At 74.7% G+C, this 25,084-nt stretch carries 22 protein-coding genes and 1 pseudogene; 15 read left to right on the forward strand and 8 right to left on the reverse strand.

All coding sequences use genetic code 11. The features are described 5' to 3' along the window. The first annotated feature begins 40 nt into the window (after positions 1-40). Positions 41-1,879, forward strand: coding sequence for a 2-oxoglutarate dehydrogenase, E2 component, dihydrolipoamide succinyltransferase (gene sucB / locus ACTWM8_RS22405; RefSeq protein ID WP_446210745.1), 1,839 nt, complete (start codon positions 41-43; stop codon positions 1,877-1,879). 102 nt (positions 1,880-1,981) lie between these two features. On the opposite strand, the gene ACTWM8_RS22410 is transcribed toward sucB, so the two are convergent. Next, entirely contained in the window at positions 1,982-2,926 is a 945-nt protein-coding gene (locus tag ACTWM8_RS22410) for an SDR family NAD(P)-dependent oxidoreductase (protein ID WP_446210746.1), read from the reverse strand. A 150-nt stretch (positions 2,927-3,076) separates the two neighbouring features. Here ACTWM8_RS22410 and ACTWM8_RS22415 point away from each other — a divergent pair, with 150 nt between their 5' ends. The 3 genes from ACTWM8_RS22415 to ACTWM8_RS22425 all read left to right on the forward strand — a co-directional run bounded on the left by ACTWM8_RS22415 (position 3,077) and on the right by ACTWM8_RS22425 (position 5,954). Then, the gene (locus ACTWM8_RS22415; RefSeq protein WP_446210747.1) at positions 3,077-4,420 is read left to right on the forward strand and encodes a low temperature requirement protein A; all 1,344 of its coding nucleotides are present in this window, start codon (positions 3,077-3,079) and stop codon (positions 4,418-4,420) included. Positions 4,421-4,497: 77 nt separating this feature from the next. After that, positions 4,498-4,968, forward strand: a complete 471-nt coding sequence (locus ACTWM8_RS22420; protein ID WP_446210748.1) for a hemerythrin domain-containing protein — start codon at positions 4,498-4,500, stop codon at positions 4,966-4,968. Between the two features lie 71 nt (positions 4,969-5,039). Further along, positions 5,040-5,954 carry an LLM class flavin-dependent oxidoreductase gene (locus ACTWM8_RS22425; protein WP_446210749.1) on the forward strand — a complete coding sequence of 305 codons (915 nt, stop codon included), beginning with the start codon at positions 5,040-5,042 and terminating at the stop codon, positions 5,952-5,954. A 96-nt stretch (positions 5,955-6,050) separates the two neighbouring features. Here the strand turns inward: ACTWM8_RS22425 and ACTWM8_RS22430 are convergent, their stop codons facing one another. Continuing rightward, positions 6,051-6,497, reverse strand: coding sequence for a MerR family transcriptional regulator (locus ACTWM8_RS22430; protein ID WP_446210750.1), 447 nt, complete (start codon positions 6,495-6,497; stop codon positions 6,051-6,053). Positions 6,498-6,550: 53 nt separating this feature from the next. Here ACTWM8_RS22430 and ACTWM8_RS22435 point away from each other — a divergent pair, with 53 nt between their 5' ends. Continuing rightward, on the forward strand, positions 6,551-7,549 hold the full coding sequence (locus ACTWM8_RS22435; RefSeq protein WP_446210751.1) for an aldo/keto reductase: 999 nt from the start codon (positions 6,551-6,553) through the stop codon (positions 7,547-7,549). Between the two features lie 105 nt (positions 7,550-7,654). After that, a complete protein-coding gene (locus ACTWM8_RS22440) occupies positions 7,655-8,554 on the forward strand; it encodes a TIGR01777 family oxidoreductase (protein WP_446210752.1) in 900 nt (299 codons plus the stop codon). A gap of 95 nt (positions 8,555-8,649) precedes the next feature. Here the strand turns inward: ACTWM8_RS22440 and ACTWM8_RS22445 are convergent, their stop codons facing one another. Then, entirely contained in the window at positions 8,650-9,843 is a 1,194-nt protein-coding gene (locus ACTWM8_RS22445; protein ID WP_446210753.1) for an extracellular catalytic domain type 1 short-chain-length polyhydroxyalkanoate depolymerase, read from the reverse strand. A gap of 155 nt (positions 9,844-9,998) precedes the next feature. Next, a pseudogene (locus ACTWM8_RS22450) lies at positions 9,999-10,365 on the reverse strand (SCO5389 family protein). Positions 10,366-10,388: 23 nt separating this feature from the next. Between ACTWM8_RS22450 and ACTWM8_RS22455 the strand changes: the two are divergent. Genes ACTWM8_RS22455 through ACTWM8_RS22470 form a run of 4 tightly spaced genes read left to right on the forward strand, consistent with a single transcriptional unit; the run spans position 10,389 to position 13,929 of the window. Beyond that, the gene (locus ACTWM8_RS22455; RefSeq protein WP_446210754.1) at positions 10,389-12,239 is read left to right on the forward strand and encodes a DUF2079 domain-containing protein; all 1,851 of its coding nucleotides are present in this window, start codon (positions 10,389-10,391) and stop codon (positions 12,237-12,239) included. Between the two features lie 28 nt (positions 12,240-12,267). Continuing rightward, positions 12,268-12,906 carry a lipoyl(octanoyl) transferase LipB gene (gene lipB / locus ACTWM8_RS22460; RefSeq protein ID WP_154943993.1) on the forward strand — a complete coding sequence of 213 codons (639 nt, stop codon included), beginning with the start codon at positions 12,268-12,270 and terminating at the stop codon, positions 12,904-12,906. A 5-nt stretch (positions 12,907-12,911) separates the two neighbouring features. Beyond that, positions 12,912-13,304, forward strand: coding sequence for a VOC family protein (locus ACTWM8_RS22465; RefSeq protein WP_210779345.1), 393 nt, complete (start codon positions 12,912-12,914; stop codon positions 13,302-13,304). Between the two features lie 43 nt (positions 13,305-13,347). Then, positions 13,348-13,929, forward strand: a complete 582-nt coding sequence (locus tag ACTWM8_RS22470; protein WP_446210755.1) for a mycothiol transferase — start codon at positions 13,348-13,350, stop codon at positions 13,927-13,929. Positions 13,930-13,971: 42 nt separating this feature from the next. On the opposite strand, the gene ACTWM8_RS22475 is transcribed toward ACTWM8_RS22470, so the two are convergent. Both ACTWM8_RS22475 and ACTWM8_RS22480 read right to left on the reverse strand, forming a co-directional pair. Further along, complete coding sequence (locus ACTWM8_RS22475; RefSeq protein WP_446210756.1) at positions 13,972-14,730, reverse strand: SRPBCC family protein; 759 nt, start codon at positions 14,728-14,730, stop codon at positions 13,972-13,974. A gap of 56 nt (positions 14,731-14,786) precedes the next feature. After that, the gene (locus tag ACTWM8_RS22480) at positions 14,787-15,392 is read right to left on the reverse strand and encodes an ArsR/SmtB family transcription factor (protein WP_446210757.1); all 606 of its coding nucleotides are present in this window, start codon (positions 15,390-15,392) and stop codon (positions 14,787-14,789) included. Between the two features lie 154 nt (positions 15,393-15,546). Here ACTWM8_RS22480 and ACTWM8_RS22485 point away from each other — a divergent pair, with 154 nt between their 5' ends. The 3 genes from ACTWM8_RS22485 to ACTWM8_RS22495 are packed head-to-tail and all read left to right on the forward strand — an operon-like array spanning position 15,547 to position 17,566. Further along, positions 15,547-16,257, forward strand: a complete 711-nt coding sequence (locus ACTWM8_RS22485) for an SRPBCC family protein (protein ID WP_446210758.1) — start codon at positions 15,547-15,549, stop codon at positions 16,255-16,257. After that, a complete protein-coding gene (locus ACTWM8_RS22490; protein ID WP_446210759.1) occupies positions 16,254-16,928 on the forward strand; it encodes a DUF4166 domain-containing protein in 675 nt (224 codons plus the stop codon). The genes ACTWM8_RS22485 and ACTWM8_RS22490 overlap by 4 nt, the downstream gene beginning before the upstream one ends. Before the next feature lie 14 nt (positions 16,929-16,942). Continuing rightward, positions 16,943-17,566, forward strand: a complete 624-nt coding sequence (locus ACTWM8_RS22495) for a TetR family transcriptional regulator (RefSeq protein ID WP_446210760.1) — start codon at positions 16,943-16,945, stop codon at positions 17,564-17,566. Between the two features lie 42 nt (positions 17,567-17,608). On the opposite strand, the gene aspS is transcribed toward ACTWM8_RS22495, so the two are convergent. Continuing rightward, a complete protein-coding gene (aspS, locus tag ACTWM8_RS22500; protein WP_446210761.1) occupies positions 17,609-18,895 on the reverse strand; it encodes an aspartate--tRNA(Asn) ligase in 1,287 nt (428 codons plus the stop codon). 409 nt (positions 18,896-19,304) lie between these two features. On the opposite strand from aspS, the gene lipA reads away from it, so the two are divergent. Together lipA and ACTWM8_RS22510 are read left to right on the forward strand one after the other, a co-directional pair. Next, positions 19,305-20,294 carry a lipoyl synthase gene (lipA, locus tag ACTWM8_RS22505; RefSeq protein ID WP_446210762.1) on the forward strand — a complete coding sequence of 330 codons (990 nt, stop codon included), beginning with the start codon at positions 19,305-19,307 and terminating at the stop codon, positions 20,292-20,294. A 60-nt stretch (positions 20,295-20,354) separates the two neighbouring features. Further along, positions 20,355-21,953, forward strand: coding sequence for a hypothetical protein (locus ACTWM8_RS22510; RefSeq protein WP_446210763.1), 1,599 nt, complete (start codon positions 20,355-20,357; stop codon positions 21,951-21,953). Between the two features lie 125 nt (positions 21,954-22,078). Here ACTWM8_RS22510 and ACTWM8_RS22515 read toward each other — a convergent pair whose 3' ends face one another. Then, positions 22,079-25,084, reverse strand: coding sequence for a helix-turn-helix transcriptional regulator (locus tag ACTWM8_RS22515; protein ID WP_446210764.1), 3,006 nt, complete (start codon positions 25,082-25,084; stop codon positions 22,079-22,081).

Here is a 25,084-nt window from a genome sequence, read left to right on the forward strand (position 1 = left end):
CGGGCGAGATCGCACCAGGGGAATGAAGGAGTCATAAGAGATGCCGGTATCGGTCACCATGCCTCGGCTCGGCGAGAGCGTCACCGAGGGCACCGTCACCCGCTGGCTCAAGCAGGAGGGCGACACCGTCGAGGTCGACGAGCCGCTGCTCGAGGTGTCGACCGACAAGGTCGACACCGAGATCCCGTCCCCCGCGGCGGGCGTGCTGAGCCGGATCGTGGTCGGCGAGGACGAGACCGCCGAGGTGGGCAGCGAGCTGGCCGTCATCGCCGGTGAGGGCGAGCAGGTCGGTGGCGGCGAGGCCGCTCCGCAGCAGGCGGCCGAGCCGGCCGCCGAGCCCACCGCCGCCGCGGCGGGCACCGGCCCGGAGCCGGAGCAGGAGCAGCCCGCGGCGCCGCAGCCGCAGGCCGAGGCCGCCCCGGCGCCGTCGGGCGAGGGCACCCCGGTGAAGATGCCGGCCCTGGGTGAGAGCGTCACCGAGGGTACGGTCACCCGCTGGCTCAAGCAGGTCGGCGAGACCGTCGAGGTGGACGAGCCGCTGCTGGAGGTCTCCACCGACAAGGTCGACACGGAGATCCCGTCGCCGGTCGCCGGCACCGTGCTGGAGATCAAGGTCGCCGAGGACGAGACCGCCGAGGTGGGCGCCGACCTGGCGATCATCGGTGCCGCCGGGGCCGCCCCGGCGAAGCCGGAGCCGAAGCCCGAGCCCAAGGCCGAGGCCAAGCCCGAGCCGAAGCCGGAGCCGAAGCCGGAGCCGAAGGCCGAGGCCAGGCCGGAGCCCAAGGTCGAGGAGCCGACCCCGGGCATGTCGTACAACGAGCCCGCGGCCGAGGCGGAGACCGCCGCCGAGCCGGCCAAGGCCGAGCAGGCGGCACAGCCGTCCGCGCCGACCCCGACCCCGCAGCGGCCCACCGCCCCGGCGCAGGGCGGCGAGGAGGCGGCCGGCTACGTGACCCCGCTGGTGCGCAAGCTGGCCGGCGAGCACGGTGTCGACCTCTCCTCGGTCAACGGCACCGGCGTCGGCGGCCGGATCCGCAAGCAGGACGTGCTGGAGGCGGCGGAGAAGGCCAAGGCGGCCAAGGCCGCACCGGCCCCCGCGCCGCAGCCCGCCGCGGCGGCCCCGGCCAAGCCGGCCGCGAAGCCGCAGCCGAGCGGCAAGCGCGGCACGACCGAGAAGCTGCCCCGGATCCGCAAGGCCATCGCCAAGCGGATGCACGAGTCGCTGCACGAGATGGCGCAGCTCACCACGGTGATCGAGGTGGACGTCACCAAGATCGCCAAGCTGCGGGCGCAGGCCAAGGAGTCGTTCCAGCAGCGGCACGGCGTCAAGCTGTCGTTCCTGCCGTTCTTCGCGCTGGCCGCCATCGAGGCGCTGCAGGCGTACCCGATCGTCAACGCCAGCATGGACCTCGAGGCCGGGACGATCACCTACCCGGACGCCGAGCACCTGGGCATCGCCGTGGACACCGAGCGGGGTCTCCTGGTCCCGGTCATCCACAACGCCGGTGACCTGAACCTGGGCGGCATCGCCAAGCGGGTCGCCGACCTGGCCGAGCGCACCCGGACCAACAAGATCAGCCCGGACGAGATCGCCGGCGCGACCTTCACGCTGACCAACACCGGCAGCCGGGGCGCGCTCTTCGACACCCCGATCGTGCCGTCGCCGCAGTCGGCGATGCTCGGCACCGGTGCCGTGGTCAAGCGCCCGGTCGTGGTCAACGACCCGGAGCTGGGCGAGGTCGTCGCGGTCCGCTCGATGATCTACCTGGCCCTCTCCTACGACCACCGACTGATCGACGGCGCCGACGCGGCCCGTTTCCTGGTCGCGGTCAAGGAGCGCCTGGAGGGCGGCAACTTCGAGGCCGACCTCGGCCTCTGATCCTCCCGTACGCGCGCAGGGCGCCCCGGTCACACCGACCGGGGCGCCCTGCGCCGTTGCACCCTGCGTGCGGCGACCGTGGAGCCGGTGCCGCAGCCAGTGTCACGCCCGGAGGGTCTCCTCGGAGACCGTCCAGAGCCGCCCCGCCGCCTCCGGGTCACGCGCGTACGGCGCGTAGCCGGTGCGGGTGCCCGGCTGGTTCGGCCCGGCCTCCTGGCAGTCCTCGAAGTAGCGCCCGCCGATGCCGTCGAGCAGCGGTGAGGTGGCGACCAGCACGGAGGTGGCCGCGCCCTGCTCGGTGCTCTTCCAGTAGGCCGCGCCGCCGCCGCTCTGCGCGCGCATCCGGTTCAGCTCCTCCTCGCTGATGTAGCGCTGGAGGTTGGTCCGGATCGCCCCGGGCATCAACGCGTTGCTGGTGATGCCGTCGTCGGCCCAGCGCCTGGTCAGCTCCACCGCGAAGAGCACGTTGGCCGTCTTGGACTGCCCGTAGGCCTCCCAGGGGTCGTACGGACGCCGGGTGAAGTGGATGTCGTCGAAGACCACCGGCGAGCGCAGGTGGGCCGCCGAGCTGACCGACACGACGCGCGCGCCCCCGGCCGCCGCCAGCGCCCGGTGCAGCCCGGTGGCCAAGGCGAAGTGGCCCAGGTGGTTGGTCGCGAACTGCATCTCCCAGCCCTGCGGGGTGCGCATCTCGGGCGAGGCCATGATGCCGGCGTTGTCGACCAGGATGTGCAGCGGTCCGTCCCAGGTGCGCACGAATCCGGCCACCGACGACTGGTCGGCGAGGTCGAGCGGGGCGACGAGGATCCGGTCGTTGCCGGTGGTGTCAGTGATGTCCGCCGCGGCCTGCTGGCCGGCGTCGAGGTTGCGTACGGCGAGGGTGACGTCGGCCCCGACGGCGGCGAGCGCACGGGCGGTCTCCACGCCGATGCCGGACGCCCCGCCGGTGACGACGGCCCGTCGACCGGTGAGGTCGATGCCGCGCACGACCTCCATGGCGGTGGACTCGCGGGAGAACGGCGTGCTGACAGGTGTGCTGGTGGTCATGATCCATCCTTGTCCGAGGCGGCGGCGGGCGGCTGCTGGACGCCGCGGTGCGGGCGTTTTCCCACCAGGGCGCGGAGGTAACGCTGGAGGCGATCGCCCGCGACGAGGGGAATCGCCTCCGGGCCGAGCCGACGCTGCGAGAGTGGACGGGTGGGCAGCGGGCGGTGGCGGTGGCACAGATGGCTGGGGCCCGCCATCTCCGTCGCCCCCGGCGCCCGGGTGGACCGCTTCGAGGTCTTCTTCGACCTGGTCTTCGTCTTCTCGTTCTTCATCATCACCCGGGCCACCGCCGTCCAGATCACCGGTACGGCGTTGCTGCACGGCATGCTGGTGCTGGCGGTGCTCTGGTGGACCTGGGTGGTGCACAGCGTGGTGGCCACCCGGGTCCGGCTCGGCCAGGGGTTCGTGCCGGTGCTGATGGTGGTCGGGATGGCGGCGCTGTTCTGCTTCGCGCTGGCCCTGCCGCAGGCCTTCGGCGACCCCCGGGCGGGCGCGGCCGGGCCGGTGGTCGTGGCGGTCACCTACGTGGTGATCCGTGCGGTGCACTTCATCCTCTACCTGCACGTGGTGTGGAGCAGCCCGATCGAGCGCCGGCAGATGACCCGGTTCGCCCCGGAGATGGTGTTCAGCACCCTCCTGCTGCTCGGCGCGGGGCTGATCCCGCCCCGGATCGACGACCTCGGGATGGCCGCGATGGTCCGGGACGGCCTGTGGGTTGCCGTGGTGCTGCTCCAGTACGCGGCCGGGATCCTCGGCGGCACCTGGGGCTGGGGGGTGACCTCGGCGGAGCACTGGACGGAACGCTACGAGCTCATCCTGATCATCGCGCTGGGCGAGTCGGTGATCTCGGTCGGCGTCGGCAGCAACCTGCTCGGCCAGCCGCCGACCTGGCCGGCGGTCGCGGCGGCGGCGCTCGGCATCTTCTTCACCGCCGCGCTCTGGTGGGCCCACTACGACGTGATCGGACCGGCGGCCCGGATCGCCCTGCACGCCGCCGAGGGCCACGCCCGGGTGGCGATGGCCCGGGACGCGTACGCGTACTTCTACCTGCCGATGATCGCCGGGATCATCCTGTTCGCCCTGGGCGCCGAGGGGATCGTGCACGAGATCGCCGACCCGTCGGTGCCGCTGCGCGTGCCGGCGCACGGTCCGAGCGTGCCCCTGCTCTTCGGCGGGGTGATCTGCTACCTGTGCGGGAACATGCTGTTCCAGTGGCGCACCCTGGGCACGGTCTCCTGGACCCGGGTCGGCGCCGTACTCCTGCTCGCCCTCGGCATCCCGGTCGGCTCCCACCTGCCCGGGCTGGCCACCTTGACCCTGCTCACCGTGATCTGCGTCGGGCTGGTGATGGTCGAGGTGGTCACCATGGAGGAAGGCCGGCGCGCGCTGCACGAACTGGTCTTTGAGGAGAAGACCACGCACGAGGCGCACGAGGCGGCCTGGCGGGCCCGGTGGAAGGAGCGCGGGACGGACGAGACGGGCACCTCGACGTAGGATCACCGGCAGCGTCGCGGTGCACCCGGCAAGCAGACCGCCGAGGGCATGGAGGCGCGGGACAGCATGGGATCCACGTGCACCCCTCCACCGAGCCGGGCGACCGCCTGACCGCCCTCGGCAACCAGTTGATCGAGATCCACCTCTGGCTCCGCGAGGAGCTGGCCGCGCTGCGCGACGGCCTCGACTCCCCCACCGGTCCGCGCGACCTGCGCGTCCACTGCCTCACCTTCTGCTCCGCGCTCACCCGCCACCACACCGGCGAGGACGGCGGCGCGTTCCGGGTGCTGGCCGAGCAGGCGCCGCAGCTGCGCCCGGTCCTCGACGAACTCGCCGCCGACCACGACGTGGTCGCGGCCGTCCTGCGCCGCGTCGAGGAGCTGGCCGCCGACCCGGCCGGCCTCGACGGCGTACGCGCCGAACTGGACGGCCTGAGCGCGCTGCTCGAATCGCACTTCGTCTACGAGGAGAAGAAGCTGGTCGCCGCCCTGAACGCGGTGCGCGACGGGACGACCGAGGAGCTGCTGGGCGTGCCGCTGCCCGAGTGAGGATTCGCCGGTCAGCAGAATCGGCCCGTCCGGGCTGGCCGGCGGGGTCCCCGACGGCGCAGGCTGGCCCGGTGACCGTCTTCTCCCTCCAGGCCACCCCCACCGACGCGGCGAGCTGGCTGGACCTGGCCCGCCGCGCGGAGGCCGCCGGCTTCGCCGCGCTGCTCGCCGCCGACCACCCCGGGGCCGTGACCTCCCCGTTCGTGGCGCTGGCCGCCGCCGCGTCGGTGACCTCGACGATCGGCCTCGGCTCGTACGTGTCGAACCTCGGCGTCCGCGAGCCGATGCTGCTCGCCACCGACGTGGCCACCCTCGACCTGGTCTCCGGCGGGCGGGCCCGGCTCGGCGTCGGGGCCGGCCACACCCCGGCCGAGTGGCGCGCCGTCGGCCGCGAGCGCCCGGACGTCGCCGACCGGGTACGCCGCTGCGTGGTCGTCGCCGAGGCGGTCCGCGCCCTGCTCGACGGCGACGAGGTCACCGTGGACACCCCCGAGCTGACGGTCCGGGAGGCCCGGCTGACCGCGCCCCGCCCGGTGCAGGACCGGATCCCGCTGACCATGGGCACCGCCAACTCGACGCTGCTGCGCTGGGCCGGCGCGCACGCCGAGGTGGTCGGGCTGACCGGCTTCGGGCGTACCCTCGCCGACGGCCACGCCCACGACGTGCGCTGGCGGACCGACCAGATCGAGGCGCAGCTCGACCACGTCGCGGCCGGCGCGGCCGGTCGGGACGACCCGCCCGCGCTGGAGGCGCTGGTGCAGAAGGTGGTGGTCACCGACGACGCGGAGGCCGCCGCGGCGGAGACCGCGCGCGACGTCGGCCTGACCGTCGCCGAGGTGCTGGCCACGCCGTTCGTGCTGATCGGAACGGCGGACGAGATCGTCGCGGCGGTCGCGGAACACCGACGCCGCTGGGGCGTCACCCGCTTCGTGGTACGCCGGGACGCCCTCGAACCGCTGGCTCCGGTGCTCGCCCGGCTGTCCTGACCTGCGGCAGGATCGGCCGGAGTCAGCGGCGAGCCGACTCCGGGCCGGGCGCCGCGTGGGTCGCCGCGACGCTGTCGAGCTGATGACGTAAACGACTCACGATCGGCCGCCTCCGGCGACGGACCCACCGGGGGCACGGGTGGTGCGGCCGTCGCGGTCGACGCCATGGTCGACAAGGCGCGTGCCGGGGAGCCGCTCGTAGAACCGGATCTTCTCGCGGAGATGGTGGTACTGGCGTTCCAGCAGGCGCATCTGCTCCTCGACCCGTTCGGCGTGCCGCTCCAACAGGGCCTGCCGTTGGCCGGCGGTGTGCTCACCGTCGCGGGCCAGCTCGGCGTACCGGCACATCTCGGCGATCGGCATGCCCGTGTCCCGCAGACAGCGGAACAGCAGCAGCCAGCTCAGGTCGTCGTCGGTGAAGACCCGACGGCCGCCGGAGGTGCGGCCGATGTCGCTGAGCAGGCCGATCTTCTCGTAGTAGCGGAGGGTGTCGAGGCTGAACCCGCTGCGGGTCGCCGCCTCCGAGGGGGTGTAGCCGGGCATGTCGCAATGCTAGGGCTTGACCTGGAGCGCGCTCCAGGTTGAAAGCTGACCGCATGACGATGACACGGACACTGGGCCGCAGCGGGATCGACGTCAGCGCCCTCGGCATGGGGTGCTGGGCGATCGGTGGACCGCTCTGGGGCGCGGGCGGAGAGCCGTTCGGCTGGGGTGAGGTGGACGACGACGAGTCGGTGCGCACCATCCACCGCGCCCTCGACCTCGGCGTCACGCTCTTCGACACGGCCAGCAACTACGGCGCCGGGCACAGCGAGCGGGTCCTCGGCCGTGCCCTCGCCGGCCGCCGCGACCGGGCGGTGATCGCCACCAAGTTCGGCAACCGCTCGGACGAGCGGACCCGCCGGTGGATTGGCGAGGACGGCAGCCCGGCCTACGCGGTGGCGAGCCTGGAGGAGTCGCTGCGCCGGCTCGGCACCGACCATGTCGACCTCTACCAGTTGCACATCAACGGCCTGCCGGCGTCCGCCGCGCTCGACCTGGTCGACACCCTGGAGGACCTCGTCACCCAGGGCAAGATCCGCGCGTACGGCTGGAGCACCGACAACCCGGCCTCCGCGCGCGGGTTCGCCGAGGCCGGTCCGCACTGCGCGGCGATCCAGCACGACGAGTCGGTGTTCAAGGACAACGCCGAGCTGCTCGCCGTCTGCGACGCGCTCGACCTGGCCAGTCTCAACCGGGGACCGCTCGCCATGGGACTGCTCACCGGCTCGACGCGGGCGGTCGGGGCGGACGACGTGCGCGGGAGGGCACCGGAGTGGCTGGTCTGGTTCACCGACGGCCGCCCGGCACCGCGGTGGTCGGCCCGGCTCGCCGAGATCCGGGAGGCGCTCACCGTGGACGGTCGTACCCTCGCCCAGGGTGCGCTGGGCTGGCTGCTCGCGCGCAGCCCACGGACGGTGCCCATCCCGGGCTGCCGCACCGTCGCGCAGGCCGAGGAGAATTTCGGCACCCTCGCCCGCGGACCGCTGTCGGCCGAGGCGTTCGCGGAGGTGGAACGCCTGCTCGCCGACCTGCGCGCCGTGCCGGTCGCCTGATCCCGGGCGGCCCTCGACCCGGCGGGTCGCGGGCCGCTCCCGGCGCCCTGATCCGCAAACGGGCTGAACGCATCCGAACCCGCTTCCGTACCCGAAGATATGAGCATGCGGATCCTCACGGCCGGCGTGTCCGGCTTCCTCGGCACCCGGCTGGTCGACCGCCTCACCGCCGACGGGCACCAGGTCACCCGGCTGGTGCGACGGCCGCCACGTACCCCCGACGAGCGACAGTGGAACCCGTCCGCCGCGCAGCTCGACCCGGCCGTGGTGGCCGCGGCCGACGCGGTGGTCAACCTGGCCGGCGCGGGCGTCGGCGACAAGCGCTGGAACGACGACTACCGGCAGCTCATCCGGTCCAGCCGGGTGGACACCACCACCACCCTGGCCATCGCCATCGCCGGGCTGCCGGCCGCCGACCGGCCGACGGTGCTGCTCAACTCCTCCGCCGTCGGCTGGTACGGCAACACCGGTGACCGGGCGGTCGAGGAGGACTCCCCGGCCGGCGACGGCTTCCTCGCCGATGTCTGCCGGGTGTGGGAGGCGGCGACCCGGCCGGCCGAGGACGCCGGGGTGCGGGTGGTACGGCTGCGCACCGGGCTGCCGCTGCACCGCGACGGCGGGCTGCTCAAGCCGCAGCTGTTGCCGTTCAAGCTGGGCATCGCCGGGAAGCTGGGCAGCGGCCGGCAGTGGCTGCCGTGGATCTCGATGCGGGACTGGCTGGACGCCGCGCTGTTCCTGCTCGACCGCGACGACATCGGCGGCCCGGTCAACGTGGTCGGTCCGGCCCCGGTCACCAACGCCGAGTTCACCCGGGAGCTGGCCCGCCAGCTGCACCGTCCGGCGATCATGCCGATCCCCGCGCTGGCCCTCAAGGTCGCCCTGGGCGGCTTCGCCCAGGAGGCCCTGACCAGCACCCGCGTCCTCCCCGGCGTCCTGACAAAGGCCAACTTCCACTACACCCACCCCGACCTCCCCACCGCCCTCCACGCCGCCCTCACCGACTGACCCCCCGGGTTCCAAGGCGGTGATCATGAAGTTGTTGCCCCGACACGCCGGAGCGCGGGGCAACAACTTCATGATCGACGGGGTGGGGACAGGGGTCAGCAGCCGATGACCCAGTAGGACGGGGCGGTCTGCTTGAGGGTGCTGGTGTTGAAGGTGTTGTAGAGGCCCATCCGCTGGTTGCTGCCGAGGGCGTAGGCGTAGCCGCCGGACTGGTAGGCGCGGCCGGCGGTCACGTGGGCGTAGTTGCTGGCGGTGACGCAGGTGGGGGCGGTGGTCGGGGTCGGGGAGGCCGTGGCGGTGGGGGTGGGGGTGACGCCGCCGCCGAGGCCGAAGAAGAGCGCGTCCCGGTAGGTCGAGCAGATGGTGTCCAGGAAGTACGAGGTCGCGGTGCCGCACTGGTCGGCGGCCGAGCCGGGGTCGACCGGCGTGCCGTGGCCCATGCCGGAGACCCGGTAGAGCCGGACGGCGTCGTTGCCGTACACCTCCAGGCTGGTGCCGCCGGTCAGCGACGCGGTGCTGGTGGGGGTCTGCGACACACCCAGCACGTTGGTCCACTGGTCGCGGGACTCGGTGGCGTTCATCGGCACCACCGTGGTGTCCGAGGTGCCGTGCCAGATGGCGACCCGGGGGCGGCGGCCGGTGTAGCCGGAGTAGGCGTTGCGGACCAGGTCGCCCCAGGCCGCCGGGCTCTTGTCCACCCCGGTGTACTGGCAGGTGTTGGTCGACGCCGGCGGCGAGCAGCGGTACGGCAGCCCGGCGATGACCGAGCCGGCGGCGAAGACGTCCGGGTAGGTGGCGAGCATGACCGAGGTCATCGCCCCGCCGGCGGACAGCCCGCTGACGAAGATCCGGTTGCCGTCGAGGCCGTAGTTGGTCTTGGCGTGGTCGACCATCTGCTTGATGGACAGCGTCTCGCCCTGGCCCCGGCTGATGTCCCCCTCGACGAACCAGTTGAAGCAGCTCAGCGACTGGTTAGCGCTGGACTGCTGGGGCACGATCAGGGCGAACTTCCACTGGTCGGCGTACTTCTGCCAGCCGGAGTTGGCGAAGTAGCCGGCGGCGTTCTGGGTGCAGCCGTGCAGCAGCACCACGGCCGGCGCGTTGGCCGGCAGCCCGTCCGGGCGGTAGGCGTACATGGCGAGGTTGCCCGGGTTCGAGCCGAAGCCGGTGACCTGGGTCAGCGTGGCGGCCTGGGCGGGCACGGCGACCGCGACCAGGGCGGCCGCGGCGACGACGGCCCCGGCCAGCGCCGCGGCGAGCCGGGCGAGGACGGATGGGGAACGGTGCACGGCGACCTCCTGTTGCGGCGTGTGAACTGGGTCACCCCCGAGTTGCCGAGACGTTACGTCCGTGTTTCAGACCAGCGACATGGCCGCCGCTCACACATTCGTCGTCGCCGATGTGGCGGTCGGGAGCCGGGCATCCCGGCCCCCGACCCGAGCCCTCAGCAGTTGCGCAGCTCCGGGCTCTGGTTACGGATCTGCGCCAGCGGCGAGACGAACTGCCGGTGGGCGTCGCCGCCGATCAGCGCCGGCGGGAAGGCCGCCACCCGGTGACAGTTCTGGAAGGCCAGCGTGACGTTGAAGTGCCGCTCCAGCCCGCCCCGGATGGCGTCGCTGGCCAGCGCGCGCAGCAACTGCCCGCGCTCGGCCTCCGACGGTGGCGGCACGGCGTGTTCGGCCATCCGGCCGCCGTCGGCCGCGCGCGGCGACGTCGGCGACCACCGACCAGGCGTACGGCACGGACCGCCGGACACAGTCGACGAACTCCTCGTCGTCAGTCAACCTTTCGTGTCCGACCGGCGTGTCCAGATCCGGTTGGTAACGTCCGCTCCGTGCCGACCTCCCCGACCCTGGCCGCCGACCAGCCGCCCGCCGCCGCACCCACCGCCGGCCAAGGTCGCCGGGCCGATCTGAGCGTGGTGCTGGCCGCCGTGGTGCTGGCCGTCTGGGTGACCAGCGGCCTCTGGCGCGACCCGAGCAGCCGGGCGATCACGGTCAACTCCAGCGACCAGGCACTCTTCGAGTGGCTGCTCGCCTTCGGCGGGCACGCGCTGACCCACGGCGAGAACCCGTTCTTCACCCACCTGGTCAACGTCCCGGACGGGGTGAACCTCGCGGTCAACACCTCGATCACCGTCTACGCGGCGGTCTTCGCCCCGCTGACGTACCTGATCGGGCCCCCGGCGACGTTCCTGGTGATCCTCACCCTCAACCTGGTCGCCACCGCGCTGGCCTGGTACTGGCTGCTCTCCCGGCACCTGGTCCGCAGCCGGCTGGCCGCCGGCGTCGGGGCGCTGTTCATCGCCTACTCCCCCGGCATGGTCGCGCACGCCAACGCGCACCTGAACTGGACCGCCGGCTGGCTGGTGCCGCTGCTGACCTGGGGGGTGTTCGCGCTGCGCCGACCCGGGCGCTGGCTGCGCGGCGGGATCGTGCTCGGCGTGCTGGTGGCGGTCGCCTTCTCGATCGCCGCCGAGGGGCTCTTCTTCACCGCGCTGGCGCTCGCCGTCTTCCTCGCCGTCTGGGCGCTGCACCCGGCCCGGCGGGCCGAGGCGCGGGCGGCGCTGCCCACCTTCCTGCGCGGGCTCGGCGTGACCGCGCTGGTGGCGGGGGCGCTGCTGGCGTACCCGCTCTGGCTGCACTTCGCCGGCCCGCAGCGCTTCCACGGCACCGGTTTCGACGCCGTGATCCACTCCGAGGACATCGCCGCGTTCGGGGCGTACCCGCAGCGGTCGCTGGCCGCCGCGGCGGGCCTGGGCACCAACCTGGCGCCCAACCCGACCGAGGAGAACTCCTTCTTCGGACTGCCGCTGCTGCTGCTCGCCGTGGCCTGCTTCGTGGCGCTGTGGCGGCGGGCCGACGTGGGCCGCCGGGCCACGCTGGCCGCGCTGGGCGTCACCGCCGTGCTCTTCTCGGTGCTCTCCTGGGGGCCGCTGGCGAAGTGGGACGGGCGGCGCACCGACCAACTGCTGCCGTTCGGCGTGCTGGACGCGCTGCCGGTGGTCAACGCCGCGTTGCCGTCCCGGCTGGCGCTGGTGGTCGCGCCGGTGATCGGCCTGCTGCTGGCGTACACCGTCGACCAGCTCCGGGCCGACCCGCCCCGGCGACGGCGCGTGGCGACGGCGTGGGCTGCCGGCTTCGCGGTCGCGCTGGTGCCGCTGCTGCCCACGCCGCTGGCGACCAGCGCCCGGCCGCCGGTGCCGGAATTCATCACGGCCGGGACCTGGCGGCAGCACGTCTCGCCCGGCGGGGTGCTCACCCCGCTGCCGCTGACCCTGGACGTGACGCCGGACGGGCAGCGCTGGCAGGCGTACGCGCTGGCGCACCGGCAGGGCGAGTTCCGCATTCCGGCCGGCTTCTTCCTCGGCCCCGGCGGCCCGGACGGCCGGGGCCGGATCGGCCCGCCGCCGCGCACCTTCGACACACTGATGGACCAGGCCGGCCGCACCGGGCTGGTGCCGATCGTCACCGAGGGCAGCATCCAGCTCTGCCTGGCCGACCTGCGGTACTGGGGTGTCGAGGCGGTGGTGCTGCCGGACGAGGTGCACGGGGCGAAGTACGACCTCGACGAGGACGCCCTGCGCCGCACCGCGACGGCCCTGCTCGGTCCCCCGCGGCGGGTCGACGACGTCTGGCTCTGGGAGGTTCCCGCCGCCCGACGCGACGAGGCTCACCCCCGGTGAGCCCCGGTGGCGGGTCTAGGCTGGAGAGGTGACCGCGACGACTTCCGGCCTGACGGCCGTCCGCGCCGGCCTGCTCGACTACCAGGCCGCCTGGGACGAACAGCGCCGCCTCCACGAGTCGGTGGTGGCGGGCGAGCGCGGCGACACCGTGCTGCTGCTGGAGCACCCGAGCGTCTACACCGCCGGCAAGCGCACCGAGCCGTGGGACCGCCCGATGGACGGCACCCCGGTCGTCGACGTGGACCGGGGCGGCAAGATCACCTGGCACGGGCCGGGCCAGCTCGTCGGCTACCCGATCCTGCGCCTGCCGGACCCGGTGGACGTGGTCGCCTACGTGCGCCGCACCGAGCAGCTGCTGATCGACGTCTGCGCCGAGTTCGGGCTGGCCGCCGGCCGGGTCGAGGGGCGCAGCGGCGTCTGGGTGCCCGAGGACGACCGGGGTCCGGCCCGCAAGGTGGCCGCCATCGGCATCCGGGTGGCCCGTGGGGTGACCCTGCACGGCTTCTCGATCAACTGCGACTGCGACCTGACGTACTTCGACCGGATCGTGCCCTGCGGCATCCGGGACGCGGGCGTCACCTCGCTCACCGCCGAGCTGGGCCGACCGGTCAGCGTCGCCGACGTCCTCCCGGTGGTCGAGCGTCGCCTGCCCACCCTGCTCGGCTGAGCCGCGTGCACGTCGATCTCGTCACCGTCGTCGTCGCCGAGTACGACCCGGCGATCGCCTTCTTCACCGAGGTGCTCGGCTTCGACCTGGTCGAGGACTCCCCCTCGCTGACCACCGACGGGCGCCCCAAGCGCTGGGTCGTCGTCCGCCCGCCCGGGGCACAGACCGGCCTGCTGCTCGCCCGCGCCGACGGGGAACGCCAGGAGCGCGCCGTCGGCGACCAGGTCGCCGGCCGGGTCGGCTTCTTCCTCCAAGTCGACGACTTCGACGCGGTGCACCGGCGGATGGTCGACGCGGGGGTCGAGTTCGTGCGACCGCCGCGCACCGAGCCGTACGGGCGGGTCGCCGTCTTCCGCGACATCGCCGGCAATCGCTGGGATCTGCTCGGCCCCGCCTAGCCGAGCGCCGTCCGACGTCGTACCCCGGCTCTACGGTGGTGCGATGACGGACAACGACACCCCCTGGGAGCCGCCCCTCGCGGGCACCGAGGTCGCGCACCTGGTCGGCGCGCTGGACCGCCTGCGTACGACCTTCCGCTGGAAGGCCGACGACCTCGACGCGGCCGGGCTGCGGGCCCGGGTCGGCGCCTCCGCGCTGACCCTCGGCGGCCTGCTCAAGCACCTCGCGGTCGTGGAGGACCACATGTTCACCGACCGGCTGAGCGGCGCGCCGCTGGGCCCGCCGTGGGACCTTGCCGCCTGGGACAGCCAGGCCTGGCCGTTCACCTCCGCCGCCGCCGACAGCCCGGACGAGCTCTACGCGCTCTGGGACGGCGCCGTCGCCCGGTCCCGCGCGAGGCTGTCGGCGGCCCTCGCCGACGGCGGGCTCGACCAGCTCGTCCACGCCTCCGCCCCCGACGGCACCCGGGCCAGCCTGCGCCGGCTCGTCTGCGACCTGATCGAGGAGTACGGCCGGCACACCGGCCACGCCGACCTGCTCCGCGAGGCGGTGGACGGGCTGACCGGTGAGGACCCGCCGCCCGGGTGGCGCCCGCGAGCGGGGCAGCCGATCCCGGGCAGCTGACGCGGACGAGACAACGCCGGCCCGACCCCGGCCCGACCCCGGTCAGCCGATCGGCAGCCGGGTCAGCCAGTCCTGCCAGGCCTGCTCGGCGCGGGCCGGGTCCGGGTCGGCGGCGAAGAGGTGGTGCCCGAGCACCAGGACGTTGCCCCGGTCCGTGCCGGAGTGCAGGAACCGGTAGAGCGCGTCCGACGTCCGTACGCCGAAGTACGTCGGCAGGCCGACGAGGTCGACCACCCCGTCGACCGGCGGCAGCCCGGGCAGCTCGAGCCGGACCGGCTCACCCCCGGTGACCGGGCCGGTGAGCCCGAACGCGCCGGCCACGGCCGCCCAGACCTGGTCCGGATCGCCCGCCCCGGGCCGGAACGCCGCGACCGGGGCTCCGGCCCGACCGGCGAAGTGCGCCAGGTACGCCGCGAGCGTCTCCAGGTACATGTCCCAACCGGTCCGCATGGCCTCGTACTCGGTCTCCCAGTTGTCCCCGAGGACGCCGCTCTGCACCAGCCGCAGCACGGTGCCGCCCTGCTCGCGGCCCTCGATCAGGTACTCGATGGCCATGAAGGTGCCGTCCGGCCCCGGGTCGCTCCGGTACGCGAACCGCTTGCCGGGCTCCCAGGCCGTCACGGTCGACTCGGCGACCTGACCGGCCATGGTGAACCGGGTCCGGCCGCCCTCGCCGGGCTCGACCTCGCTGCGGCCCATGAACCAGGAGTCGATGCCCGGCCCGGTCGCGATCGCCGCCCACACCTCCTCCGGCGTGCCGGGCAGCGCGATGTCCTTGCCGAGTTCGAACGGGTGTCCCATGGTGGTGCCTCTCTGTGCGGGCGCGAAGTGGGTCGCGAGCGGAAATTCAGTGATCGTCAGGAGCCCTCGGCTGCGCCGGTCGGGAGGTCGGCGCTGGGGTGCAGGGCGATGACCACCCGGTGCCGCCGGCCCCCGGGAGCCTGCTCGTCGTGGTACCGGCCGACCAGGCCGGCGACGGCGGCCGCCAACTCCTCGGCGAACGCGGCCCGGTCGGTCGCCGAGGCGAACCGGACGTCGGCGTCCACGGCGAAGGTGGCGACCCGCTTCCCGGCCCGGTCGGCGCCGGTGATCAGCGCGCCGACGTCCTGGACGAGCCGGGCGGCGAGTGCCAGCAACCACCCCGCGGAGAGCCGGTCGGGCGCCTGGGCCGGATCCGGGCGCACGGCGGCGAGCGCGGCCGGCGAGATGACGTACGACGCTGCGGTGGCGCGCATGACCCGCTCGGTCATGTTGCCCTTGCGGCGCTCCTCGACCAGCTCGATCAGGCCGTGCTGCTCCAGCGCCCGAAGGTGGTAGTTGACCTTCTGGCGGGCCAGCCCGACCCGGGCGGCGAGCATCGTCGCCGAGGCCGGCTCGGCGAGCGCGGCGAGCAGCCGGGCGCGCACCGGGTCCAGCGACGCCTCGGCCGCCGCCGGGTCCTCGATCACTGCGATGTCGAACATGCCTCCAGCCTTTCACCGACAATATTTCTTGTCAAGACAATGCAAGTTGTCGGTGGCGGCAGCCCGCGCCGCGACGCTCCCCCACGCGAGGGATTGAGCGGTCGCTCAACCGCCGATACCGTTCGTTGAGCGACCGCTCAAATAGGAGGCTGACGTGCGGGGCATCTACGTGGAGACACTGATCGACGCGCCGGTGGAACGGCTCTGGCAGGCGACCCAGGACCCGGCGGCGCACCGCCGCTGGGACGCGCGCTTCGGCCGGATCGACCCGGTGCCGGGCAGCACCCCCGCCCGGTTCCGGTACGCCACCACCGTGCTGCCCGGCGTGCGGATCGCCGGCCACGGCACGCACGCCGGTGAGCGGAACCGCCCGGACGGCACCCGCACGTCGGCGCTGCGCTTCGGCTCCGACGACCCGCGCTCGCTGATCGCCACCGGGTCCGGCTACTGGCGCTACCTGCCCGGGCCGGACGGCGTGCGGTTCCTGACCGGCTACACGTACGCCCCGCGCTGGGGGCTCGCCGGCCGGCTGGCCGATCTCGCCTTCCGGCCGCTGTTCGGCTGGGCGACCGCGTGGTCGTTCGACCGGCTGCGGCTCTGGCTGGAACGGGGCGTACCGCCCGAGCGCGCCCGGCGGCAGGCGTGGCGGGAGGTGGCCCTGCGGGCGCTCGCGGTGGCCGGCGTCGGTGCGCTGGCCGCCCGGCTCGGCACGGGAGGCGCGGGAGTCGCCGGGGCGGTGCTCGCCACGGCGGCGGTCGCGCTGGCGGTGCCGCCCCACCCGCACACCCCGGCCGCCCGCCGGTGCCGACGGCGGCCGGCGGACCGCCTCGCCGCCCGGACGCCGTCGCTGCTGGAGCAGCTGTGACCTCCGTCTTCCAGCGCGCCCTGGGCGCCGACTTCGACCGGCTGCACCCCCGACTGCGGCGCCGCTTCGGCGTCGACGGCCGGACCGACCTGGGTTGTGTGGGCACCGGCGTGATGGACCGGGTCTGGCGCGGCGCCGCCTTCACCGCGCCGTTCCTGCGGCTGGGCACCCTGCGGCACGTGCTGTTCCCGGAGACCGGCACCGGCGTGCCGTTCACCATCGAGAACTACGCCTACACCGACTCGTACCGCCGCCCGACGCTGACCTTCGTGCGTACCTTCGAGGTCGCCGCGCACCGCCGCCGCCGGTTCGACGCCACGATGGTGTGGAGTCCCCGGCGCGGCGTCCTGGTGGACTACCTGGGCACCCACCAGCACCTCGCGGTCGACCTGCACCTCGGCGTCGACGCCGCCGGGGCGCTGACGATCCGCAGCGGCGCCCAGCGCTTCCGCGGCGGGCTGCCCTGCCCGCCGGCGCTCAGCGGCGAGGCCCACGTGCGCGAGTGGTACGACGACCGGACCGGGCGGTTCCACATCGAGGTACGGGTCAGCAACCGCCACTGCGGGCCGCTGTTCGGGTACACGGGCAGCTTCACCGTCGACTACGTGCCGCCGGACGGGGCACCGGTGCCCGCCGCCGTGCGGCCGCTGCGGGAGAATCCCCGGGACTGACGGAGAGGATCCCCATGGCCGCCACCCGGCAGAAGCTGATCGACGGGGCGCTCGCGGCGATCCGGTCCCACGGCATCGCCGGCGCCTCGGCCCGCACGATCGCGGCGGCCGCCGGGGTCAACCAGGCCCTGGTCTTCTACCACTTCGGCACCGTCGACGCGCTGCTCGCCGAGGCGTGCCGCAGCGCGACGGCAACCCGGGTGGCGGCCTACCGGGACCGGTTCGCCGAGGTCGGATCGCTGCGCGAGCTGCTCGACCTGGGGCGCGCCCTGCACGAGCAGGAACGCTCCGCGGGCAACGTGGCGGTGCTGGCCCAGCTGCTGGCCGGGGCGCAGACCGACCCGGCGCTCGCGGAGTCCACGGCCGCCGCGCTCGGGCTCTGGACGGCCGAGATCGAGACGGTGCTGCGCCGGCTGCTGCGGGACTCGCCGGTCGCCCCGGTCGCCGACCCGGCCGGGCTGGCCCGCGCGATCTCCGCCGCCTTCATCGGGCTGGAACTCTTCGAGGGCGTCGACCCGGCCGGCGCCCACGACGCGTTCGACGCCCTGGAACGCCTCGCCGTCCTCCTCGAGGTCGTCGAGGACCTCGGACCGCTGGCCCGACGTACCCTGCGCGGCAGACTCCGCCCGCACACCTGACCCGCCCCGGCCCGGTACCGACCGGGCCGGGGCGGGGACCCGTCAGGGGGTGAGGCGGTGCAGGTCGCGGGGGAAGGCGGTGACCTCGCGGACGTTGGCGGCGCCGGTCAGCCGGGCGACGAAGCGTTCCAGGCCGATGGCGAAGCCGCCGTGCGGGGGCATGCCGTGCCGGAACGCGTCGACGTAGCCGGCGTACGGCTCCACCGGCTCGCCGCGCGCGGCCAGCGCCGCCAGGTAGTCGTCGTAGCGGTGCAGCCGCTGCCCGCCGGTCACCAGCTCCATCCCACGGAAGAGCAGGTCGAAGCCGTTGGAGTACGCCGGCCGCTGCGGGTCCGGGTGGGTGTAGAAGGGCCGCTTCGCCATCGGGTACCCGGTGACGAAGAGGAAGTCCGAGCCGTGCTCGGCCCGCGCCCACTCCCCCAGCGCCCGCTCGTGGGCGGGGGCGAGGTCCGGCTCGTCGGCCGGCGCGCCGGCGATCCGCAGCGCCTCGGTGAAGTGCACCGCGGGGATCTCGGCCGGCACCTCGGGCAGCCCGATGCCGAGGGTCGCCACCGCCCCGCCGGCCCGGTCCGCCACGCCGGCCAGCATCCCGGCGAGGGTGGCGCGCAGCACGGCCATCACGTCCCGGTGGTCGGCTACGAAGCCCAGCTCCACGTCGAGCGAGGTGTACTGGGCCAGGTGCCGGACGGTGTCGTGCGGCTCGGCCCGGAACACCGGGCCGACCTCGTAGACCCGCTCGAAGACGCCCACCATCAGCTGCTTGTAGAACTGCGGCGACTGCGCCAGGTACGCGGGCCGGCCGAACCAGTCCAGCGCGAAGACGTTCGCCCCGCTCTCGGTGGACGAGCCGACCACCTTCGGGGTGTGGATCTCCACGAAGTCACGGGCGTCGAGGGTGGCCCGGAACCCGGCCACCGCCGCCGCCGAGATCCGCAGCGCCGCCGAGCGGGTCGGGTGCCGCAGCGCGGTGGGCGCGTGGTCGAGCTGGGTGGGCAGGGTCGCGGTCAGCGTCGGCCGGTACAGGTCGAACGGCGGCGGCACGGCGGCCGGGCCGAGTGGTCGTACCGTCGGGTCGGTCAGCTCGACCCCGGCGGGCGCCGTCGGGTTCGCGACCACCGTGGCGGTGACCTCGACGACCGTCTCCTCGGTGAGCTTCTCCAGCGCGGCGCGGACGGCCGGGTCGGTGACCACGACCTGGCTCAGGCCGGCGGCGTCCCGCACGATCAGGAAGGCCACCGACTTGAGCAGCCGGCGGCGGTGCACCCAGCCGGCGATCCGGACGGTCCGCCCGACGTGGGCGGGGAGCTGGGTGGAGAGGATGCGTTGCACGGTGGTACCTCCTCGATCGATCGCAACGCGATCCCAGGGAGGTGTGGGCGAGCGGGAACCTCGCGGTGCCACCACACCTTCGCCCCCGCGGACGGGGGCCTCGTTCGTCGCCTTTTCACCGGGGCCGGCCGGGCGGGCTCTACTGGGCGCGAACGCCGTTCTTCCCGCAGCTCAGGAGGGTCTTCGCGCCCCGGCGCCAGACCGCCTTCCAGCATCCGGCGGCTCTCTGCACTGGCGGGTCGGGGCCCTACTCGGCTCCGTCACAGCTCTGCGGCAGACGCTAGCACCACTGGCGGGACCGCTGTGACGGGGTTTTTCGGCCCCCGGTGTCCGGTGTCACAACATCTGCGGCGTGACGCCGGTCGCCCGCGGTTCATCGACCGCCACCGCCGGGCGTAGTCTCGGTTTTGTGACGATCGAGCACTCCACGCCGACGACCGAACAGGCCGGCCGTACCGCGACTGCCGCACCTGAGGGGCGGCGTCTGCTGCGGATCGAGGCCCGCAACGCCGAGACGCCGATCGAGCGCAAGCCGCCGTGGATCAAGGTCAAGGCCAAGATGGGCCCGGAGTACACCCAGCTGCGCGGCCTGGTCGCGCGCGAGGGGCTGCACACCGTCTGCCAGGAGGCCGGCTGCCCCAACATCTACGAGTGCTGGGAGGACCGCGAGGCCACCTTCCTCATCGGTGGTGACCAGTGCACCCGGCGCTGCGACTTCTGCCAGATCGACACGGGCAAGCCGGCCGAGTTCGACGCCGACGAGCCGCGTCGGGTCGCCGAGTCGGTCGCCGCGATGGGGCTGCGCTACGCCACCATCACCGGCGTCGCCCGCGACGACCTGCCCGACGGCGGGGCCTGGCTCTACGCCGAGACGGTCCGGCAGATCCACGCCCTGCAGTCCGGCTGCGGCGTCGAGCTGCTGATCCCCGACTTCAACGCGGTCCCCGAGCAGCTCGCCGAGGTGTTCAGCTCCCGTCCCGAGGTGCTGGCGCACAACGTCGAGACGGTGCCGCGGATCTTCAAGCGGATCCGGCCGGCGTTCCGCTACGAGCGCTCGCTGGACGTGATCCGGCAGGCCCGCGCCGACGGCCTGGTCACCAAGAGCAACCTGATCCTGGGCATGGGCGAGGAGCGCGCCGAGGTCTCCCAGGCGCTGCGCGACCTGCACGAGGCGGGCTGCGAGCTGATCACCATCACCCAGTACCTGCGCCCCTCCCCCCGGCACCACCCGGTCACCCGCTGGGTCAAGCCGGAGGAGTTCGTCGAGCTGCGCGAGGAGGCCGAGGAGATCGGCTTCGCCGGCGTGATGAGCGGGCCGCTGGTGCGCTCGTCGTACCGGGCCGGGCGGCTCTACAAGCAGGCGCTGGAGGCCCGCGAGGGCGTCACCGCCGCCGGCTGAGGCCGGCCGACGGCCGCGTCACCGGCCGCCGGCCCCGGTCCGGATGCCATGATCGCAGGCATGACCACCGGGGTACGCCAGGCGGCGCGCGACGCCATTCGCCCGCGCGCGCCCCGGTGGCCCGCGCCGGTGGTGCTCGCCCTGCTGGTCGGCCTGGCCGGGGTGGGGTACCGGCTCGCGTTGCTGCTCGGGGACACTCCGCGCGCCAACAGCGACGAGGCGACCATGGGGCTCGCCGCGCTGCACATCGCCCGGGGCGAGGACTTCCCGGTCTTCTTCTACGGGCAGGCGTACATGGGTGCGCTGGAGGCGTACCTGGCGGCGCCGCTGGTGGCGCTGGCCGGGCCCTCGGTGCTCGCGCTGCGGCTGCCGCTGCTCGCCCTGTACGCGCTCTTCCTGCTGCTGAGCTGGCGGCTGACCCGCCGCCTCGGCGGGGACCGCTGGTTCGCGCTGCTGGTGGTCGGGCTGCTGGCGCTGGGCGCGGACCGGATCGTCAAGAACCAGCTCATCGCCGGGGGCGGCTATCCCGAGCTGAACCCGATCGGGGCGGGCCTGGCCCTGCTGACCCTCGACCTGGTCACCGGCCGGCCGGCGGGACGCCGGTGGCGCCTCGCCGGGTTCGGCTTCCTCGCCGGGTTGACCGTCTGGGTCGACCCGCTGCTGCTGCCGTACGTGCTGGCGCTCGGGGCGGTGCTCGTCACGATCACCGGGCGGGACCTGCGCGGGCGCGGCGGCGTCCTGCTGGCCGGGGCCGCGCTGGTGGGGGCGGCGCCACTGCTCGGGTACGGCCTGGCGCACGGCCACAACCCGCTCGCCGCGGCCGTCACGGCCGGGGGCGGGGACGCGGCGGCGAGCTGGGCGGACCGGCTGCACGGCGGGCTGGTGCTCGGGCCGGCGCTGGGCATGGGCCTCTGCTCCCCGGGGCACTGCGCGACCTGGCAGCTCTGGTGGGCGCTCGCCCTACCGGTGCTGCTGGTGCTGGCCGGGGTGTCGGCCTGGCGGACGGTGCGCGCCGACGGCGGTCGGGCGGTGCGGGCCGACGGCGCTCGGGCGGTGCGGGCCGGCGCGGCGGTACGGCTCGCGCTGCTGGCCGGGGCGGTGGGCACGCTGGCGGCGTACACGGTCAGCAGCGCCGCCGGGCGGACCCCGGTGGAAAGCTCCCGCTACCTGTCCTGCCTGGCCATTTCGCTCCCGGCGCTGCTCTGGCCGCTGTGGACCGTGGCGCGGCGACGCGGTCCGGTCGACCTCCCGCGGTTCGCGGCCGTCGGCACGCTGATCGCCCTGCTCGCCACCGCCACGGTCGCCACCGCCGGCGCGCTGGCCACGGTCCCGGCGAACCGGGCGGAGGCGCAGCGGCACCGCGCGCTGGTCGAGGCGCTGCGCGAGCGGGGCGTCCGGCACGTGTACGGCGAGTACTGGACCTGCAACCGGCTCACCTACGACACCGGCGAGGGGATCGTCTGCGCGGTGGTCGACGAGACGCTGCGCCCCGGCCTCGACCGGCTGCCCGCCTACCCCCGCGCGGTCCGCGAGTCACCGGCCCCGGCCTACGTCGCCCCGGTCGGCTCCCCCCTCGCCCGAAGCCTCGACCGCTCCCCGCCCCCCGCCCGGCAGGCGGTCACGGTGGACGGCTGGCGCATCTGGCTCCCCCACCCCTGACCCGCCGGCCCAGCGTCCTCCGCCGCGCACTTTCAGAGAAAGCGTGGCCTCGTGGCCGGGAATAGCCACGCTTTCTCTGAAAGTGCGCGCCCCTGCGGGGTGGCCGTCGGGGCGAGGGGGACGGGTTAGCGCGGGGGGTCGAGGAGGTTGAGGCGGTGGGCTAGGGCGGCGGCCTCGACCCGGTTGGTGACGTCCAGCTTGGCGATGATCCGCGAGACGTGCACGCTCGCGGTCTTCGGCGAGATGAACAGCTGCTCGGCGATCCGGCTGTTGCTGTGCCCCTCGGCGACCAGCCGCAGCACCTCCTGTTCCCGGGAGGTGAGCAGGTCCGCGCCGGGGCGGCCCCGGCTCGCCCCGCGCAGGCCGACCCGGCGAGCCAGGGTGGCGGCCTGCTCGGCCAGCGGGCTCGCGCCCAACCGCTGGGCGATCCCGGCGGCCTCCGCCACCGCCTCGGCGACCTCGTCCCGCTCCCCCGCCGACGCGGCCGCCTCGGCCAGCGCCAGCAGGGCCCGGCCCAGCGGGTACGGCTGGCCGTCGGCCCGCCACGCCTGCACCGCCGTACGCCAGGCGGGCAGCGCGCGACCGCCTGGCGTCAGCAGCGCGGCGACCTGGGCCGCGTGGGCCTGCTCGGCGGGCTGCCGGACGGGCAGCTCGGCGGCGAGCGCGGTGACCGCCGCGGCCAGCTCCCGGTCCTCGACCCGGGCGGCGGTGCGGGCGGCGGCGCTGAGCACCGGCCACCCCTCCCGGGGCAGGTGCGGCAGGCGGTCGTCGGCCAGCGCGGCGCGGGCCGCCCGGACCGCCTCGACCTTGTCGTCGGCCGCCAGCGCCGCCTCGATCCGCAGCTCGTGCAGGGGCAGCCGGTGGTTGGGCCACAGGTACGGCCGGGCGAGGAAGCCCAGCGCGCGGCCGACCAGCTCGTCGGCGGCGGGGTGGGCCCGGGCCAGCCGCAGCCCGGCGCGCAGCTGGAGCCAGTGCAGGCCGGAGACGCCGGGCGGGTCGATCCGGGCCGCGTCGGCGCAGGCCGCGTCGGCCTCGTCCCAGCGGCCCAGGGCGAGCAGCGCCTCGGCCTGGTTGGACAGCAGGTACGCCCCGGTGGAGCGGCTGATGCCGACCCGCCGCGCCTCGCTCACCCCGGCGGCGGCCGCCTCGGCGGACTCGGCGTACCGGCCCAGCTCGAAGAGCACGTCGGAGAGGTGGACCAGCGCGCTCACCAGCGCCGGCGCGTTGCCGGCGGCCCGGGCCAGCGCCTCGGCCCGGCGCAGCTCGGCCAGGCCGAGGTCGGGGGCCTGGTCGGTGCGGCAGAGCATGGCGATCCGGGTGGGCAGCAGGGCGAGGTCCTCACCGACCGCCTCGGCGACCGTGCGCGCCTCGGCGGCGACGGCCGCGGCCAGCTGCGGATCGATCTTCACCAGGTGCGCGGCGATGTCGGCGAGCAGTCGGACCCGGTCCGGTCCGTCCGGCACCCCGCCCGCCAGCCGGTACGCCTCGCGCAGCTCGGCGCTGCCGTCGCTCTTGCCGAGCAGGGCGAGCAGCCGTCCCCGTTGGTCCAGCAGCCGGGCGGCGCGCAGCGGCGCCGCGTCGGCGTCCACCTCGGCCAGCGCGGCCCGGGTGAGGGTGAGCGCGCGGCTGTAGTCGCCGGCCGTGGTGGCGGCGTCCAGGGTCTCCTCCAGCACCGCCAGGTGGTCCATGCCGAGCCGGTCGGCGGCGTCGGGCACCAGCTCCCACAGCTCAAGCACCCGTTCCAGCAGCCGGCTCTGCTCCGCGTACGCGTACCGGTCGGCGGCGGCGCAGGCCGCCGCGCGGGCGGTGACCAGGGCGCGGGGGTGGTCGTGGGCGGCGTACCAGTGGTGGGCCAGCTCGGCCGGGGCGCGGCCGGCGGCGACCAGGTGCGGCTGCGCCTCGATGGCGGCGGCGTACCGGGCGTGCAGCCGGGCGTGCTCGCCGGGCAGCAGCTCGTCATGGACGGCCTCGCGGACCAGGGCGTGCCGGAACTCGTAGTCGCCGTCGGGGTCGGCGACGACCAGTTGGGCGGCGACGGCGGCGCGCAGCGCGTCCTCCAGCTCGGGCTCGGGCAGGCCGGCGACCTCGGCGAGGAGCTGGTGCGCGAAGCGGGTGCCGCCGGCGGCGGCGATACGCAGCACCCGCTGCGCGGCGTCGGGGAGCCGGTCGACCCGGGCCAGCAGCAGGTCGCGCAGGGTCTCCGGCAGGGTGGCGCAGCCGACCGGGTCGCCGGCGGCGGCCAGCTCCTCGATGAAGAACGGGTTGCCCTGGGTACGTTCGTGGACGTCGTCGACGGCCCGGGCGGCCGGCTCGGTGCCGAGGATGTCGGCGAGGATCGCGGCGGTGCCGTCCCGGTCGAGGCGGCTCAGCTCGATCCGCTCGACGCTGCGGGCCCGGTCCAGCTCGGCCAGGAACGGCCGCAGCGGGTGGCCCCGGTGCAGCTCGTCGGTGCGGTACGTGCAGATCAGCAGCAGCCGGGCGGTGCGGGCGGCCCGGACCAGGAAGCCGATCAGGTCGCGGGTGGACCGGTCGGCCCAGTGCAGGTCCTCGATGACCAGCACCAGCGGCTGGTCGGCGGCGAGCCGGTGGAACAGCTCCCCGACCAGGTCGAACAGGTAGCCCCGGGGGGCGTCGGAGAGGGCCGGCCCGGCCGGCGCGGCGACGGCGGCGGGTCCCCGGCCCAGCTCGGGCAGCAGGCGGGCGAACTCCGGCTCGTACCCGTCGAAGACGCCGGGACCGTCGCGGCGCAGCACCTCGCGCAGCGCGGCGGCGAACGGCGCGAAGGGCAGGCCGGCCTCGCCCAGCTCCAGGCACTGGCCGACCAGCAGCCGGGCGCCGGCGGCGCCGGCCAGCGCGCCGAACTCCTCCAGCAGCCGGGTCTTGCCGACGCCGGCCTCGCCGCCGACGAGGACGGTGGTGGGTTCCCCGGCCCGGGCGCGGGCCAGGGCGGTGCGCAGCGACCCGACCTCGCCCTGGCGGCCGACGAGGACGGTGCTGGCGGCGCGTACGGTCACGGCACCGAGCATGCCACGCGCGCCACCGGCACCGGCCCCACCGACCGGGCGGTCCGGGACCGCCACCCCGGTGGGGCCGGTGGGGCCGGTGGTCGCCGCCGCAGCGGCGGTGGCCAC

The sequence above is a fragment of the Micromonospora sp. IBSANI012 genome (assembly GCF_052814045.1).